Source organism: Pseudomonas sp. AK106, assembly GCF_053903055.1.
In genome coordinates, this window is the sequence record NZ_CP096426.1 from 705967 (window position 1) to 723256 (window position 17290).

A 17290-nucleotide genomic window follows, 5' to 3' on the forward strand; every position below is an offset into this window, starting at 1 on the left:
ACACCACGCCGACTACTTGCTATAACGCATAGCTGAAGGATATATGCGTACTGCTCTGCTTTTCGGAGGAACGCTCAGCCCTCCATATGTTCCACTTAGATAATCATGACTCAAGACCGGGTGATAGTGCGGATCAACCTGCCCAGTAAGTGACCACCGCTCAATAAACCCCTGTTGCTCCCGCTGTGCCCGCGCTCGCTTCTCAGCGCTAACGTCCTTACCGCGGCTCGCCGATTCAGCATGAATTAGCTTGGCAAACGCAGTCCAGACCACGTTCAGCCCGGTTGCCTGGATGCGAAGGCAAAAGTCGACATCGTTGAAGGCCACGGGGAACGCTTTTTCGTCCAGCCCGCCCAGCTCGTCGAACACTGATTTACGCACCAACAGGCAAGCAGCCGTCACCGCGCTCTGTCGACGGGTGATTTGGTTCGTCGCGAGATAGCCCGCATCCTGTTCTTCCAGGTTGTTGCCTGTGTGTGCTGCCAAACCGTTAATGCCCACCACAACGCCGCCATGCTGCACCATGCGGTTGGGCCATAGAAGTTTGGCACCCACGGCGCCGACCTTTTCACGCAACAGCTGGCTGAGCATTTCCTTCAACCAGCCGGCTTCAATGATTTCGATGTCGTTGTTCACCAGGCCAATAATTTCTCCCGTCGCGTGTTCGACTGCCCGGTTGTTGATCGTCGAGTAATTGAACGGAAACGGATGCGGCAGCACTCGCACGCCGCGCTTTGGCAGTTCATCCAGATAAGCGAGCGCCTGCGGATCACTCGACTGATTGTCGACCACGATGATTTCGAGGTCGGGGTAATCCGTGTTATTCAGCAGGCCTTCGATGCACGTCCTCAGGAGGCCAACCTGATCCCGAGTCGGGACGATCAGGCTGACGCGGGGGAGGGTGGCAGGAAGCGGCCAATGTGCCCGCAGCAATGCCGGAAACCGAGGAACCGCGCTCACCGTTGACCCTGGGGTCAACGCGTCGCAAAGCCAGGTGATGGCGTGCTGGCGGGCTACTGACGGCAAACCCTGTTCGGGGCTCGCTGGCGCCTGGAGGTGGCGGTGATAAACCACGTGGGGCAAATGGACCACGCGGGCGTTGAGCTTTTCTGTGGCGAGCGCCACGCCTGCGATCAGATGATCCCAACTCAGCGACTGCAATAGGTTGGAAGCTGCCAGGAGAGTCAGCGCTTCGTTGACGATTGTGGCGCTGAAGATTGCTCCAGGCGTGAAAATGTCTGCGCCGATGAACAGATCGATGTCCCACACGGGTTTAAGCCATGGAACGGAGCGTCCACCCTGTGGCCCATCACGGTCGCAGTCACCATAACCCCAGGCAGCTCCGTCACTTAGCAACGAGGTCAAGTGATCCAGCGCGAAACTGGCCAGGTGGTCGCCGGCTTTGATTGGGACAATGGCTTCGCAACCGGTCTCAAGCAGTTCTTTCAACGCAGACAGGACGTCAGCACTTTGCGTCTCAAGGATACGGAAAGGCTGCAAGCCCCGGACGCTTCGGCTCGTCGCGATTGATCCGCCGAGATCGGCCTCGCCGTCTGCGATCAGCAGCAGGCCGATCTTGACGCCGGTCGACCCATCTGCGGCGGGAACATCACGCTGGAATGCCTCGAACCACTGAGGGTAGTGGTGGAAGCCGGCACTTTTCGGCAGGCGCATTCCATGATCCTTGGCGACCTCACTGAGCAACGCCAGGGTCTTTTTATCGGGACTTTGTTGCTCGTGATTTCTCAGCAGGCCTTCAAGACCTTCCGGCCAGCAGCACAGATGTATCGGGCTTCCGGACAGCGGGTGGCCGAGGTCGTTTTCGATGTGAAGTACGTGGGTCTTGCCGTCGGCAAGTTCCCATGGGAGGTCGAGGGTAAAACCGTGGTTGCTGGTGGCCCGGTAAACCAGTGCCTGATGGTGTTCGTCGCAAGAAACCTGCGCCAGTACGCGATCATTCTCGCGAGCAATCACCTGAACGTGACGTTGCGGTGCGTCAGGATCCCAGGCCCAGCCACCCAGCCGTAGACCGCCGCTGTGCCAGACTTGCGTGGCAACAGGCAGCGGCGCTTTATTGGGTGCAGCAGGGATATTTATGTCGCCCGGCAGGCTGTAATCGGTATTCGCGATCCGGGCGCTGATGTGCCGTGCTTCGTCCATCCATCTCTGCCTGAGCTGCACGGTGAACCCGTGAAAATCATCCCCGGCATTGGCGTCGGGGTAAAACTGATCGGCGCGGGCGAGTGCGACGCATGCACCGTCGACAAAAATCTCGACAACCAGCGTCTGTTCCGGCCGCGTGCTGTCCAGCGCCCAGCCTTGAAGCACGTCACCATACAGTCCGACGATCGCGCCTTGGATCGGGGCGTCAGGCTGTGTTGCATCGCTGAGCGCGAGAGTGGTTATAACTTCAATCGACATCAGACTCGGCTCGGGTAAGGGGTAAATGGACTAAGGGCAATGCGCCTGCTTCCACCGCGAGCGCGCTCGGGGCCGCGTAAAGTCCAACGCCAAGCGAGTCAGCGAGGTCAGGGGCGGTCCAGTCAGCGCCTGGGTTTGTGTCCAGGCTGAGCACGCCTTCGCAACCTGCAAGCTGCGCGCAGTCTTCGAGTGTCAGGCCGAACAGCAGGGGCAGTGCATGAACCACGCCAGAGGCCAGCAGCGCTTTGCGCCAGGGGCTGTCGACATGGATCAGTAATTTGATCGGAAGCTGGTCGCGCCGGATGCGTTTGGCGAGTGCCAGCCACTTATTGCCGATGTCTTGATCATGCAGCGCATCGCCAATCAGCAAGCATGAAGGGCTGGAAGCATGTGCACGTTGAATGGGTTGCTCTGGTTCAACCGTAAGCCTGCCGCCGGGGAACGCATTGGCGTAATGCGGCTGCAGTGCCTGCCACGGCAGATGAATGCTGTTTGCCTGAACCGCAAATGTGGCCCAACTCTCGACGCTTGTCTGACGCAACAGCGTGTCATCGCGGCAGACAATCCGATACGGTTTGTCGAGCCGGGTCGGCAGGGTGCATAACCAGTCAGGCGCGGCGGCAAGGTTTTGATAAATCAATTCATCCACCGCAAGCGTGCTCAGATCACTGAACAGCTGATCGATTTGCGCCGGCAGTTCGTAATCGAGGCTGAATGCAAGCGGCTGCACGGCGGCTTGCAGCGTCACCAGCGTGCGGGAATTGTGGTACCGCCAAGTCATGCTGAGCGGTGCATCGATGGCGCCCGCTTTTCCAATCTGCAGTTGCTTGGGCCCAGACTCGGGCCAACTGCGCAGAGGGCTTTGCGCTATCTGCGCCGCCACGTCGCCAAGACGCGCGCGCTGCAGCGCCTGGCGTGCGGGCTTGATGGGATCACGCAGGCAAAAATCGTCAAACCGCGCGGAGGCATCCGGGTAACGCCTTCTGAGGATTGCGTTGTTCTGCGCCACGCGCAGGGTCTTTTCTTCACCGAAAGAAATTCCACCTTGATGCGCTACGAATACGGCAGGTGCGCCCATATGGCGCCAGCCCAGCGCACGCGCTCGCATGCACCAGTCGGTCTCTTCCCCGTAACCCCGTGACAGTCCCACTTCATCGAGATAACCGACGTCGTTAATGGCTGCACGTTTGATGTACAGGCAGAAGCCGCAACCTGTCTCGATTTCCATCGCCGGGCTGTTAGCGAACCGAGCAAGGTCATCCAGCCGGCCCTGCTCGAGCGCACTGGGCATAGGGTGACTGAATCGGCTTTCAGGAAAGCTCATCAGCTCGCCGTTATTGGTAAACGGCGTCACCGAGGCAATCGATGTGTCGCTGTAGGCGACGTCACGCAAGCGGTCAAGCCAGTTGCCGTGAACCCGCGTGTCGGCGTTCAGCCAGACGACGTCTTGCCTGGGGCTGAGGACCATCGCACGGTTCATGCTGCGAATGAAGCCCAGATTCACCGGGTTCTGAACGAGGGTTATTTTGCCTTTGCCTGCCAGGACCTTGAGCGCCTTGCGTAGCGGCGCCACCGGTGTCATGTCCTCGATCACCACAAGACGATGAGGCGTGCGGTTTGATTTGCGGGCGTCGATTGCGCTTTGAATGCAGGCCAGCGTTTCTTCCAGTCCATCAAACACAGGAATCAGCACATCCACTGGCTGCTTCTCGCCCACAGCGTCTGAGACCGGTGGTGGGCTGAAAACGGGCATCGCATACACAGGGCTGCCCTGCAGCGCGTCGCCGGTCTCGAAGCGGACATTCACGGCGGGTGTGGCGTTCGGCACTTTTATGCGCACGCCGCCATGGGCTATTGGCAGACCGGCGGCAGCGAGAACGGTGCTGGGTGAGTTGGCGACCATCTCAATCTGATGCCCGTTCGCCTCCAGCATGAGCCGAACAGGATTTTGCAGGTCATGAAGGTTGACCGCCCAACCCTGGATTTCCTGCTGGTCCGGCCGGTAATTCACCACGCCGACGTAGCCTGGCAGCTCTTTCTGAGCAGCCAGCAGCTTGAGTACAAAGGACAGTTCAGTTGGCGCGGTGATGTCTGGCAATTGCGCGAGTATCAGGCGCCTGAGCTTGTCAGTGGGCTCACTTTGACTGCGTGACTGCCAGAGCATCATTCGCAGCGCAGGTTCCTCAGGGAGTTTTTGCCAGGCACCACTCAGAAATCGGGTGGCCAGCGCAGGTTGCCCTTGCGCGAGAATGCTGCGACCGACCAGCGCCTGAACATCTGCGCGTAATGGGAAGGCGTGAGCGGCGTTGTTCAAAAAAACAAATGCAAGCTTGGGGTCCTGGGTCAGCGCATCGATACCTTTCCAGATGCAAGCCTCTGGGTAGTATTCGGGCGTCTGCAATGCGCGCTCAAGTGCTGCAGCGGCAAGTGCACCTTCATCGGCCTGGCGATGACGGTGAACAATGTCCATGAGCGTTTCTTGCCCACGGTCAGGTTGTCTGGACATAAGCTGGCGTGATCACTTAAAAAATAAAAGAGGGGCGACCCGAAAGTCGCCCCTTTTTTTTTGCACACTACCCGGCCTCGCGGCCGGGAGTATCCATCGCTACTGCAGGGCTAGTTAGACTGCGCCGTGCAATACAACAACGTTGTCGTTGTGCGCGACTGCTTCTGGAGAACCAACGATACCGATGGCGACGTCAGCGTGAGTGCCGCCGTTAGCCAGGATGTCAGTCCAGGTAGCTTTGCCACCTTCGTCCGAAGCACGACCGGTAGCGGTCAGGTACAGGTTGTCGATGAAGGTGCTGTCAGCTTTAGCGGAAGCTTCGGCCGAACCAACGATACCTGCAGCCACTTCGCCACGGCTGGTGCCGTTGAACAGTTGCGATACCCACGAGTCCAGACCGGCGTCATCAGCAGGACGGCCCAGCACGCTGGTGTACAGGTCACGAACGAAGGTGCCGTTCGATTGGTCGAGCTGTTGAGCTTCAACCGAGCCTGCGATACCCGCTGCAACCTGTGCGAGGCTACCGCCGCCTGCGATGATGGCTTCCCACGTATCGGAACCGCCTGCATCGGCAGCGCGACCCAGGATCGAGGTGTAGAGGGTGTTGATTTGACCTTCAGTCACCGCGCCGCCGAATTCTTGAGAGTTCAAGAACTGATTGGCGATATCGGTAAGGGAAGTACCCGCATCCACTTGGGTGGTGAAGTGTTGAGCGCCAGTTGCATCAGCGTCGCGACCCAGCAGGCCTTCGTACAGACGCAGAGCAGATGCTTCAGCATCGCTGTGTGCCAGTGCAATCGAGCTGCCATTGGTGAAAGTCAGGAACTCAGCGTCTGTGATCGCTGCAGTTTGGCCGACGCCAGTTGCTGCGGAGGTCAGCGTCACATTATTGCTGTTGCCAGCAGTAACGTTGAAGTCAGCAGACGAACCGTCCAGTTGCACGATGTCGTAGCCGCCGCCAGCGTTGACGATGTCAGTGTGCTGAATGCCGCTCAACACGATGGTGTCGTTGCCGGTACCAGTAGTGATGTTGTTGTTGCCAGCGCCTGCAACGATGGTGTTGTTGCCGTTGCCGACAGTGATGGTGTCGTTACCGGCACCACCGTCCACGTAGGTGTTCTGGTCGCCTTTGATTGTGATGACGTCATCGCCGTTACCGGTAGTGACTGCCAGAGCGATGGTGGTCGAACCGTCTGCGGCAGCAACGACACGAGCCTGCGAAGCGGCCTCAGCGGCAACTGGAGCGTCGATAGTGATTGCCAGGCTGGCATCGCTCTGGAACACGAATGCTTTGGCGGTGGTCAACGAAGCAGGGATGTCAACGGCGACCAGGTCACCTTTAAGGCCTGCGACGTTCGCAACGACTACGTCTGTAGCGCCAGTTTGGCCAGTCGGGATCTGAGGAGCAGTTACGCCGTCCCAGCTAGCCAGATTGACGGCAGTAGCGCTATCCAGGCTCAACAGTGTGCTGATGGCAGCGGCAGTGTTGGCAGACAGGGTGGAGGAGGTCAGGAACGATTGGAACTCTGTAGCTGAAACCGGGCTGTCGTATTGCATGGGAAGTCCTGTTACTTCAAGCCATCTGGCTTGTATTACTGAGTTTCTGCGTCAATGCAGAGTTTTCCCACGGAGACTTATAGCGGGCAGCGTTCGTCTTCGTTACGGGTGTAATGCAGATGTGCAACGCCACCAGTGGCTCGGTGCCGGTGGGGCCGTGCATCATCTGATTGGGCACAATGGGTCGCGGCGCGGCGCCGCTGAACACAATGTGGCCAGATAATTCGTATAGGTTTCGGTTCGGGCCTACGAGGCTGAAGCCTGTCGACACTAAGGAGAGACGTTTGCCTCGGGTGCCGGTAAACGTACCGGAAGGCACATTCGAACTCGGACCCGAACCAGCAACGGTGGAGGTGTAAACGAGGTCGACACCGGCCGGCTTGTTGTTCCAGATGACTTCAAAGCCCTCAAGGCGCTTGGTGCTGTCGTGCATTCCGGCCCAGCCTTCATGCGACTGCACATCGCCGATCCCTTGCAAATGGGCGATCAATGTTAACGACGCAGGCGCCGTATTCGGAGCAATGACGGGATTGGGTTCGGCGGCACTGATTACGCTGAAGTCGCGCATGATGGCGGGGGACGTGTCAATACGGTCGATGCGCAGATCAATGGGATCAATGCTTTCATCGAACATGTGATATTCGGTAATCAGAACCGTTGCGATGCCGCCCTTGACGCGGGCCACAATGGTGTCGCCCAGCTTGGCCAGCATATTCTTGCTGATGCCTTCGGCCGGGAAGAAATCGATGGCGCCTTTGCCAAGCGGAGCTTGCTGCAACGCAATACAGACGGGCTTGTCTGCTGAGGACTGTGAGGCGTAGCGGAAGATATACATTCCCGGTTCAAGCAATGTGACGCGAGAACTTATCTTCAGGCCATCTAGTGTTTGCGACTGCACTCAATAAGTTTCCTTCTTATCCCGAGTTCACAGCCGTTGATAGCAACAATATTGGTCCATCAACGCTGCAATCGTACTGCGTAACTTAGTGGCGCACTGGTGGCATCTGCCGAGGGCGAGGTTAATCGATCTCTCAGAAATGTCAATTCAGAATGTAGGAATCTTCCGTGTAACCAGTGCGAAACGAGTGTGGAGCATAGTGATATGGATTCACCCGTTTGTGGGAACCGTTGGTCCGATGCAGCTGGGTCGTGTCTGTGTCGGCAGCGTGATCTTTTTCTTGAGAGCGACGGCTGACATGGCCCGACGCTGGCAGTGCTCCGCGAGAGAGATTGCGCAAGGAGTCGGCGGATCGAACTGCTGCAGCTTCGCGGAAAGTTTCAGAGCGCACGTTTGAGAGGCATGAGGATTTCACAGCTCTAGCACGGGCGTTTGAGGGGCGCGATGGTCAGGCTGATGAGTTTTTCGGGTTTGTGCTGCACGCTCTATGTGGGGAGATGGCTGGCCCATCCGCTTGATGAATACCTGGGGGTGGACCTGCAAAGCTGGTTGAACTGCTCACTCGATTCGTTTGTGGCCACTCCGCCACCCTCGAGGCGACCTGCAAATTGAGGGTTGCCGGCCTGGGGTAAATCGAGCAACGGTAGTGGCAGGATGTGAGCAATGCCTGCAACATTGCTCACTCACAGTTGCGGTCGGTCATCCGGCTGGATATCAAATGTATCAACTTTTTGAATTGTATGTGCCACACCGGAGCGGCTGTATTGTCCAGTATCGAAACATTAAGAAAACTTAATCTGAATTGCCCATCGTTGCAGCGCTTGATGGCCTTTTAATGCTGTCTGTCTGATCTGCCGCTGGTACACTCTCGGGCTTTGCAGCCCTTTTCTCATCAGTAATGGATTCTATGAGTCGTTCACACGAAAACAACCTGCAAGCAGCGCTCAAGGCTTGTCGCGGAAGCTTCCTCTCCGTTGGGTTCTTCAGTCTTTTCGTCAACGCGTTAATGCTGGTCCCCACCTTCTACATGATTCAGGTCTCAGGCCGTGTTGTGCCCAGTAGCAGCGCCTCCACCCTGATCATGCTTACCCTTATTCTGACTGTCCTGATGCTCACACTCGGGTCCCTTGAGTGGGTCAGGTCGCGCATCATGGTGCGCATCAGTAACCGGCTGGATGTTCTGCTCAGTCGGGACGTATACCGAGCCAGTTTCAGAAAGGCGCTGAACAGCGGGGGTATGGACGCTTCGGCGCAATCGCTCAATGACCTGACGTCGCTACGGCAATTTCTCACCGGTAACGGGCTGTTTGCGTTCTTCGATGCACCGTGGCTCCCGGTGTACACCGCCGTGATGTTTCTGTTTCACCCCTGGTTCGGCTGGATGACCGTCGTCTCGGCGATTGTGCTGGTGGTGCTGGCTTATGTTAACCATCGTTACACCGGGTCGGCGCTGACGGAAGCAAACAAGCAAAGCCTCACCTCCAACCTGCACACCACCAAAAGTCTGCGCAACGCTGAAGTCATCGAATCCATGGGCATGCTCGACACGCTGATGGGCAAGTGGGCGGTTCGGCAGCGACGCGTGTTGGTGCTGCAGTCAGACGCCAGCGACAAGAGCGGAATCATCACCTCCATTTCCAAGACGTTCCGGAACTGGGCTCAGTCGATGATGCTGGCTGCGGGCGCATACTTGGTAATCACTCACGAGATCAACCCCGGCTTGATGATGGCCGGCTCTTTGCTGCTGGGTCGGGCGCTATCGCCTATCGATCAGATGATTGGCAGCTGGAAAGGGTTCGTCGCGGCTCGTGTGCAGTACCAGCGCTTGAACGACACGCTGGACAAACTCAACGCCGAGCCGGAGCGCATGTCTCTGCCTGATCCGGAAGGCCATCTGCAGGTCGAAAACCTCGTTGTGGCGCCACCCGGTGCGAAAGCAGCTGTTATCAGAAACATCAGCTTCGTGACGCCCGCCGGAAGCATCGTCGGTATCGTCGGGCCAAGCGCGGCAGGCAAGTCGACCTTGGCGCGTGCGTTGCTCGGCATCTGGCCGCCTCAGCACGGTGTTGTGAGGCTAGACGGTGCCGACATCAGTACCTGGGACAAGCAGAAGCTCGGCCCGCATCTGGGTTACCTGCCTCAGGACATCGAGCTTTTCGAAGGCAGCATCAGCGATAACATCGCTCGCTTCACCAAGGTCGATCCCGAGAAAACGGTACTGGCGGCGCGCATTGCCGGTGTTCATGAAATGATCCTGCAACTGCCGGACGGCTACGACACGGTGATCGGCAGTGAAGGCGTCAACCTGTCCGGTGGGCAGCGCCAGCGCATTGGTCTGGCGCGTGCGGTGTATGGCAACCCTCGGTTGATCGTGCTTGATGAGCCCAATTCCAACCTCGATGAGGTCGGTGAGCGTGCATTGGGCGTGGCACTGCAGAAGATGAAAGAAACCGGGGCGACGGTGTTCATTATTTCGCATCGTCCCAATGTCCTCTCGCGACTGGACCGGATCATGGTGTTGAACAGCGGCGCTATGACGATGTATGGACCGCGTGATCAAGTGATCGCTGAACTGGCTCAGCAACAGGCCAAAGCTCAAGCCCAGGCGCAGGGTCAAACCCCGCCTCGGGTTGCTCCTGCAGCAACCGGCGCAATTCAGCCCAGCGCCTGAAAGGAATTCTTGAATGACCAGTAACGCGATTACCGTGCTCGACGAGCCGTCTGACGACATGCCGATTTCTGACCGTGGCATACGCCGGGTCGGCATGACGATTGTCCTGGTGACCTTTGGTTTGTTCGGCACCTGGGCAGCCTTCGCCCCGCTTGGCAACGCAGTCTATGGGACCGGCGTTGTCACCGTGCAGAGCTATCGTAAAACCGTTCAGCATCTGGAGGGCGGGATCGTAAAAGAACTGCTCGCCCGCGATGGGGACACCGTGCACAAGGGCGATCCGTTGATCATTCTTGACGATGGCCAGCTCAGTTCAGAATACGAATCCACCCGAAACCAGCTCATCACCGCGCGCGCCAAAGAGGCGCGTCTTCGTGCCGAACGTGACAACCTGCCCGCTATCCCGGCATTGAAAATCGACGGTGTCGAAAGCGATCGTGCCCGCGAGGCCATCGATGGCGAGGCCCAAGTGTTCAGGTCGCGGCACGACGCGCGCCTGGGTGAAATCTCGGTGCAGCAAGAGCGCATCGGTCAGTTGAAACAGCAAATCATTGGCCTCAACGACATGATCGGCACCAAGGTCAATCTCGAGAAATCCTATACCCGCGAGATCACCGAGCTTAAGGATTTGCTGCGCCAGGGCTTCGTCGATAACCAGCGTTTGCTTGAGCAGGAGCGCAAGCTGGACATGCTCAAGTCGGAGGTCGCCGACCACCAGTCGACGATCACCAAGACACGTCTGCAGATCAATGAAACCGAGATGCAGATCGTCCAGACCAACCAGAAATTCAGCTCTGATGTGGCCAAGGATCTGAGCGATGTGCAGGCGCAGGTTTTCGACTTGCAGGAGAAGGCGAGTGCGCTCAAGGACAGGTTGTCACGCATCGTCATTCGCGCCCCGGAAGACGGCATGGTGCTTGACATGAAAGTGCACACCATCGGCGGTGTTGTGAGCGCGGGAACACCTTTGCTGGACATCGTGCCGGAGTCTTCGGAGTTGGTGGTGGAAGCGCACGTTTCGACGAATGACATCGACCGCATCACTCTTGGCAAACTCACGGACGTCCGCTTCAGCGCATTCAATAGCGCCACCACGCCGGTCATTCAGGGACAGGTCACGCGAATCTCTGCTGACCGTCTTACCGACGAGAAAACAGGTGAGGGCTATTACCTGGTGCGGGTGAAAGTCACCGATGAAGGCATGCAGCGTTTGGGCGACCGCAAGCTGCAGCCGGGGATGCCAGCCGAGGTGCTGATCAACGCGGGTGAACGGACCATGCTGCAATACCTGCTCAAGCCTGCGCGCAACATGTTCGCCAAGTCGATGATCGAGGAATGACAGTGGTACGTTTTCTTCCTGGTTTATTCTTCGGTTTGTTCGCACTTAACGCCAATGCGGCTCAGCCCGCCGCTCCGCAACAGGTCAGCGCTTCAACCTATTCGCTGGACCTGATGACGCTTTACAAGGAATCGCGGCTCGAAGATCCGCGCATTCTGTCGGCCTACGCCCACGCCCGGTCTGCCAAACAGCAGGAGCGCGAAGCGTTTGGCGGGTTGTTGCCCCAGGTGTCGGCGGACAGCAACTTCAACAGGATTTTGCGCAAAGACGAACAGTCGCGGGAAATCTACGACAACAAAAGTTACGGGCTGAACCTCAGTCAATTCATCTACAACAAGGAAGCGTGGGAGCGGTATCAAAAGGCCAAGAGCGTCACGCTGCAGAAAGCATCGCAGTCCGAGGACTCGCAGGCCGAAGCGACAGTGGATCTGGCCAAGCGTTACTTTGCGGCGCTCGCTGCCGACGATGCACTGGAACTGGTCTCGGCCGAGCGGCGCGCCACCCAAGGCAGCCTTGATCGCGTCAATGCCATGTACGCCAAGCAGATGGCCAAGATTACCGACATGCTCGATCTCAAAGCGCGAGTCGACTCGTTGTTGGCCCAGGAAATTGAAGCGCGCAACCAGGTGCGTCTGTCGCGGGAAGGGTTGTCGGAGATCGTCGGTCGCCCGATCAACGATCGCTTGAGCCGGATCCGTAACGACATCGCGCTGGAAGCACCAACGCTGCCGCTCGACGCCTGGATTGCCCAAGCGCTCGACAGCAACCCCCGACTCAAGGCTTATGAAAGCAATCTCGCGGCAGCTGATGCGGCGGTGCGTGAAGGCAAGGGCGGTCATTACCCTTCACTAAGCTTTAACCTGGGCGCACAGCAGAGTGACGTCGGTTACGACAATACGCTGACCCCGCGCAGTGACAGCTACGTCGCAACCATCGGGCTTAAGGTGCCGATTTATAGTGGCGGCTCTACCTCCGCGCGTGTCAGCGGGCTGTATGACGAGCAATATGCGGCCGAGCAAGACCTCGAAGGTGTCCGCCGGCAAGTGGTGAAAGAAACCACCAACGCCTATCTCACTGCTCAATCTGCCGTGGACAAGATTCGCGCGGGGCAGAACGCGCTGTCCTCGGCCAAACAGTCGAGCATCGCAGCGCAGAAAGCCTTTAGCTATGGGATCGTCAACGCCGTCGACGTCCTGACCTCTGTGCAGAATGAATTCAAGGCGCGCAGCGATTTGCTGAAATCGCAGTACGACTTCATCACTAACCTGTTCATCCTGAATCGCTGGGCCGGCAAGCTGTCGCAAGAGAGCGTTGCCAGCGTGAACGTGTGGCTTGGAGGCGATGATTCGGAAGCGCTGAAGGACTTGAACAATTCAGCCCCCAGTAACACCAAAGTCACCCCTAAGTAGCCTGCAGCCACTTACGCCCTGGGGTCTGCCGCCAACACTTTGCGGTACACCGCCAGGGTCTGCCGCGCGCATTCCTGCCAGGTGAACTGACGAGCGCGTTCCAGCCCTATTTCAACCCGTTCGTTCCTGAGTGCGTCGTTACTCAACACGTCGAGCATCGCTGCCGAGATGCTCGACGCATCCAGCGGGTCGACCGCCCAGGCGGCATTGCCGGTCACTTCCGGCAGGGACGTGGTGTTCGACGCAATGACCGGACACTGGGCCGCGAATGCTTCGATGACCGGCAAGCCAAACCCTTCATACAAAGACGCAAACACCATGGCGCTTGCGCTTTGCAGCAGCGCCATGACTTCGTCCTGGGGCAGATAGCTCAGCCATTTGCCCTCGCCGTGCTCCTCCAGCTTTTTCAGTTGGGGAATGAGGTCCTCGCTGGCCCAACCTTCGCGGCCGACAACGACAAGTGGGTGATCTTTACGCACAGAAGCGGGCAAAGCTTGAAACGCTTCCAGCACGCGGTGAAGATTTTTGCGCGGTTGCAGCGTTCCGACAAAAAGGAAGAAGTCCGGCTTGAGGCCGTGTTTGCTCATAACCCATTCTTTACGGGGCGCGGAGATACGCTCGAAATAAACAGGTTCTACCCCGAGTGGAGTGACGCTTATCTTGGCGGGCGGTATACCCAGCAGGCGGATCAGATCCTGTCTGCTGTGTTCTGAAATGGTGATCACGTGGTCGGCTTTGCTGACGCTTCTCGCAAAGAGAGTGCTCTTCAGGCCTCTGAAGCTTTTCCTCATCCACTCGGGGTGGATAAGCGGTATGGCGTCCATGACCGTCGCCACCACCGGAAGGCCTGAGATATTCGGAATCTGGTGATCGGTGGCATGCAGCAGAGACACATCGTTTCGGATGGCGGCTGAGTTCGGTAAGGACATATTGAACAGCCCGCTGAGAAGGGCGTGAAGTTTGAATCGTTCAGACAGCACGTTCAGGGTTCCGCACTCCAGGGGCGGGAGCTGCCGGCCGAATGCATAGGGCTTGAGGTTGATATCTGCGGCTTCGCTCAGTTTGAGATCGTCCATGGCCTGCCAGAGTGAGCGGGTATAAACGCCTATTCCGTCCAGATGTCCCGTGCGCTCACCCTCAGCCCAAACACTGCAGCTCAAACCAATATCCATACGCGTTTCCAAACCAACCCGGTGAGTCATGAAATCAAGGGGCGCGAGCCTATCATGAGTCGCGTTTTCGGGCATTTCCTTCCGCGCATGATCTCACCGCGCCATTGCGTTTCCTCCCCCAACCCCTCACCATCGCCTTCCGTTATCCATTGCCTGATGGACGAGACAAATTGGCGACACGCCCCGCTCAAAAGCGCCCTGGATTATGGATGCTTCTGGCGCTTGCACTGACGTGCACGGCGTGTGTCGGCTATCTGAGCGCGGATTGGGATTTCTCCCTGATCAGCCGCCGCGCCGAGGCGCTGTACGGACCGTTGGGCGCCGGGAAGCAGCGCATTGATGCCTGGCAAAATCTGCTGGCAACCGAGAAGCAGGTCAGCGAGCTGGACAAGCTGAAAGTGGTGAACCTGTTCTTCAACAAGCAGATGCGCTATGCCGAAGACATCGACTTGTGGCATGAGGTGGATTACTGGGCGACGCCGGTCGAGTCCCTGATCAAGGGCGCGGGGGATTGTGAGGATTACGCGATCGCCAAGTATTTCAGCCTGCGCCGCCTGGGCGTGCCCAGCGAGAAGCTGCTGATCACCTACGTCAAGGCGCTGCGCCTGAACCGCGCGCACATGGTACTGACCTATTACTCGAGCCCCAACGCCATGCCGTTGGTGCTCGACAGCCTGATCGACGACATCAAACCCGCCAGCCAACGCACGGACCTGTTGCCGGTGTATGCCTTCAACGCTGAAGGGCTGTGGCTGCCGGGCGCGCAGGGCAACAAGAAAGTGAGCGACACCAAACGTCTGTCCCGGTGGCAGGACGTGCTGAAAAAAATGACTGCAGAAGGCTTCCCCACCGAGCCCGAGAATTAGGAGTACTGATGTCTCTGTTCAAACAGCTGTTGATCGCGATCTGTCTGTTTCTGGTGGTTGCCTTTGCGGGGAGTTTTGTCGTCAGCCTGGAAAGCTCGCGGGCGCAGTACGTCAATCAGTTGCGCTCCCACGCCCAGGACGCCGCGACGTCCCTGGCGCTGTCGCTCACGTCCAACATCGACGACCCGGCGATGGTCGAGCTGATGGTGGCGTCGATCTTCGACAGCGGTTATTACGCGAGCATCCGCGTGGTGGACCTGGCCAGTGGCGACGCCATCGTCGAGCGCAGCGCGACGCCGGACAATCAGGGCGTGCCGCAGTGGTTCATCAACGCTATCGGGCTTGAGCCTGCGGGCGGCGAGGCGATTGTCAGCCGCGGCTGGCAGCAGACGGCGCGGGTCGAGGTGGTCAGCCACCCGATGTTCGCGCTGGCCAAGTTGTGGCAGAGCGCCTTGGGCAGCCTGGGTTGGTTGCTGGTGTGCGGCGTGGTCAGTGCGATTCTCGGCGCGATGCTGTTGCGCCGGCAGCTCAAGCCGCTGGATTATATGGTGGCGCAGTCCCAGGCGATTGGCCGTCGCGAGTTTCTCGTTCTGCCCGAACTGCCGCGCACGCCGGAGCTGCGCCGGGTGGTGCAGGCGATGAACCAGATGGTCGAGAAGCTCAAGGCGCTGTTTCAGGAAAGCACCGAGCGCAGTGAGAAGCTGCGCATCGAGTCGTATCAGGACAGCCTGACCGGGCTGTCCAACCGCCGTTATTTCGACATGCAGCTCAACGCCCACGTCAGCCATCTGGAAGATGGCCGCGCGGGGTATCTGATGATGTTGCGCGTCAACGACCTGGCTGGCTTGAACCAGCGTCTGGGTGGCAAGCGCACCGATGCCTTGCTGGTGGCGGTGGCTGAGCAGTTGGTGCGTCACTGCGAGAAGTACCCGGAAACCCGCAACCTCATCAGTCGCAGCCGTGGCGGCGAGTTCGCCGTGCTGGCGCCGGGCATGGTTCACGATGAAGCCGTGCAGCTGGTGCAGAATCTCGACGCGGCGCTGCAGAGCCTTGAAGCGACGGGCGCCTCCGATGTCTCGCCCGTCGCGCACATGGGGCTGGCGCCGTACAGCCCGGGCGATGCCTCGTTGACCTTGCTGGCGCTGGCCGATCAGGCGTTGTCTCAGGCTGAAAGCGGCGGCGAGCAATCGTGGTATTGCATCGAGCGTGGCGCGATTGGCGATCTGGGTGAAGATCAGCACGCGTGGCACAGGACCCTGGATCATGCGCTGGAGCACGGGCGTTTTCAGCTGTTCTTTCAGCCGGTGGTGGCGTCGGGCGATGGCTCGACCGTGATGCATTACAAGGTGCTGTCGCGCTTGGTTGATGCCGACGGCGAGACGATTCCGGCGGGGCGCTTTCTGCCGTGGCTGGAGCGCTTTGGCTGGTCGAGCCGACTGGATTTGCTGATGTTGCAGCAGGTGCTGGCGCATCTGGGCACACACACTGAGCGCTTGGCGCTGAACCTGTCGGCGGCCACGCTCAACGACGCTGCGGCGCTGAATGAAGTGTTCAACGCCCTGCGCCATCACCCCAAACTCGGCGCGCGCCTGACCTTCGAGATCGGCGAGGAACAAGTGCCGGAGCAAGCGGTGCTGGAGAAGCTGACCCGACGCCTGCAAGAAGCCGGTTATTCCCTGGCGCTGCAGAGGTTCGGTGGACGTTTCAGCATGATCGGCAACCTGGCGCATCTGGGGCTGGCGTATCTGAAGATCGACGGCAGCTACATCCGCACCATCGACCAGGAAAGCCACAAACGGTTGTTCATCGAAGCGGTCCAGCGCGCGGCCCACAGCATCGATCTGCCGCTGATTGCCGAGCGGGTTGAGACCGAAGGCGAACACCGGGTGATTCTGGAAATGGGCATCGAAGGGGTGCAGGGCCGGCTGTTTGGGGATCCTGCGCCATGGAAGTGATGGGCTGAAGACTGTGTCTGCCGGTGAGACGCAATAAAGCTGGCCGACGCACGCCTGATCTTTTCGAATCAATCAATCAATCAATGGAAGCGCTCGTATGAAGCTATGGACTGCAGCATTAATCGTGGCAACCCTTTCAGGTTGCGGCACCATCAAGACCCTCAATGACGAAAAAGGCGCTGCGGATACACTGGCGCGCCACAGCTCCAATTGCCAATCCATACCCCGTGCCTACAGCGGTGCGGTTTACCAGTTCTGCACCTTGAACGCCCCGCCAGTTTCCGGCCCACACTGGTCTGCGCCCACTATTGCACTGGACATGGCCCTTTCTGCGGTCGCCGATACCGTGCTGCTGCCCTACACCGGGTATCAGCAATACCAGCAGGGCGACATCAAGGTCCGGCGCAAGCAGTACTGATCGGTCTGCCTTAACGTCTGCATCACGCACGCGAACACGGGCGTACCCGAGATCGGGTATGCACGTCGTTTGCAGTAA

General features: G+C 58.7%; 11 protein-coding genes. 6 read left to right on the forward strand and 5 right to left on the reverse strand.

From position 1 onward, the window contains the following. Positions 1-12: 12 nt before the first annotated feature. The 4 genes from M1E04_RS03265 to M1E04_RS03280 form a co-directional block, all read right to left on the reverse strand. Positions 13-2421 carry a glycosyltransferase family 2 protein gene (locus M1E04_RS03265; protein WP_456292390.1) on the reverse strand — a complete coding sequence of 803 codons (2409 nt, stop codon included), beginning with the start codon at positions 2419-2421 and terminating at the stop codon, positions 13-15. Next, positions 2411-4891: a glycosyltransferase family 2 protein gene (locus M1E04_RS03270; protein WP_456292391.1), complete on the reverse strand. Its 2481-nt coding sequence runs from the start codon at positions 4889-4891 to the stop codon at positions 2411-2413. Before M1E04_RS03270 ends, M1E04_RS03265 begins: the two co-directional genes overlap by 11 nt. A gap of 150 nt (positions 4892-5041) precedes the next feature. Beyond that, a complete protein-coding gene (locus M1E04_RS03275; RefSeq protein ID WP_456292392.1) occupies positions 5042-6484 on the reverse strand; it encodes a DUF4214 domain-containing protein in 1443 nt (480 codons plus the stop codon). Between the two features lie 16 nt (positions 6485-6500). Next, complete coding sequence (locus tag M1E04_RS03280; RefSeq protein ID WP_456293143.1) at positions 6501-7319, reverse strand: hypothetical protein; 819 nt, start codon at positions 7317-7319, stop codon at positions 6501-6503. A 970-nt stretch (positions 7320-8289) separates the two neighbouring features. Between M1E04_RS03280 and M1E04_RS03285 the strand changes: the two genes are divergently transcribed. The 3 genes from M1E04_RS03285 to M1E04_RS03295 are packed head-to-tail and all read left to right on the forward strand — an operon-like array spanning position 8290 to position 12801. Further along, positions 8290-10053 carry a type I secretion system permease/ATPase gene (locus M1E04_RS03285; RefSeq protein WP_456292393.1) on the forward strand — a complete coding sequence of 588 codons (1764 nt, stop codon included), beginning with the start codon at positions 8290-8292 and terminating at the stop codon, positions 10051-10053. A 13-nt stretch (positions 10054-10066) separates the two neighbouring features. Next, positions 10067-11392, forward strand: coding sequence for an HlyD family type I secretion periplasmic adaptor subunit (locus M1E04_RS03290; protein WP_456292394.1), 1326 nt, complete (start codon positions 10067-10069; stop codon positions 11390-11392). Continuing rightward, positions 11389-12801 (forward strand): TolC family outer membrane protein, encoded by a 1413-nt coding sequence (locus M1E04_RS03295; RefSeq protein ID WP_456292395.1) that lies wholly within the window; start codon positions 11389-11391, stop codon positions 12799-12801. Before M1E04_RS03290 ends, M1E04_RS03295 begins: the two co-directional genes overlap by 4 nt. A gap of 11 nt (positions 12802-12812) precedes the next feature. On the opposite strand, the gene M1E04_RS03300 is transcribed toward M1E04_RS03295, so the two are convergent. Beyond that, positions 12813-13973 carry a glycosyltransferase family 4 protein gene (locus M1E04_RS03300; protein WP_456292396.1) on the reverse strand — a complete coding sequence of 387 codons (1161 nt, stop codon included), beginning with the start codon at positions 13971-13973 and terminating at the stop codon, positions 12813-12815. A 170-nt stretch (positions 13974-14143) separates the two neighbouring features. On the opposite strand from M1E04_RS03300, the gene lapG reads away from it, so the two are divergent. The 3 genes from lapG to M1E04_RS03315 all read left to right on the forward strand — a co-directional run bounded on the left by lapG (position 14144) and on the right by M1E04_RS03315 (position 17212). Continuing rightward, the gene (gene lapG, locus M1E04_RS03305) at positions 14144-14839 is read left to right on the forward strand and encodes a cysteine protease LapG (RefSeq protein ID WP_446731135.1); all 696 of its coding nucleotides are present in this window, start codon (positions 14144-14146) and stop codon (positions 14837-14839) included. Between the two features lie 8 nt (positions 14840-14847). Then, complete coding sequence (gene lapD, locus M1E04_RS03310) at positions 14848-16794, forward strand: cyclic di-GMP receptor LapD (RefSeq protein ID WP_456292397.1); 1947 nt, start codon at positions 14848-14850, stop codon at positions 16792-16794. A 97-nt stretch (positions 16795-16891) separates the two neighbouring features. Further along, positions 16892-17212 (forward strand): YceK/YidQ family lipoprotein, encoded by a 321-nt coding sequence (locus tag M1E04_RS03315; RefSeq protein WP_192133618.1) that lies wholly within the window; start codon positions 16892-16894, stop codon positions 17210-17212. The last annotated feature ends 78 nt before the right edge of the window (positions 17213-17290 follow it).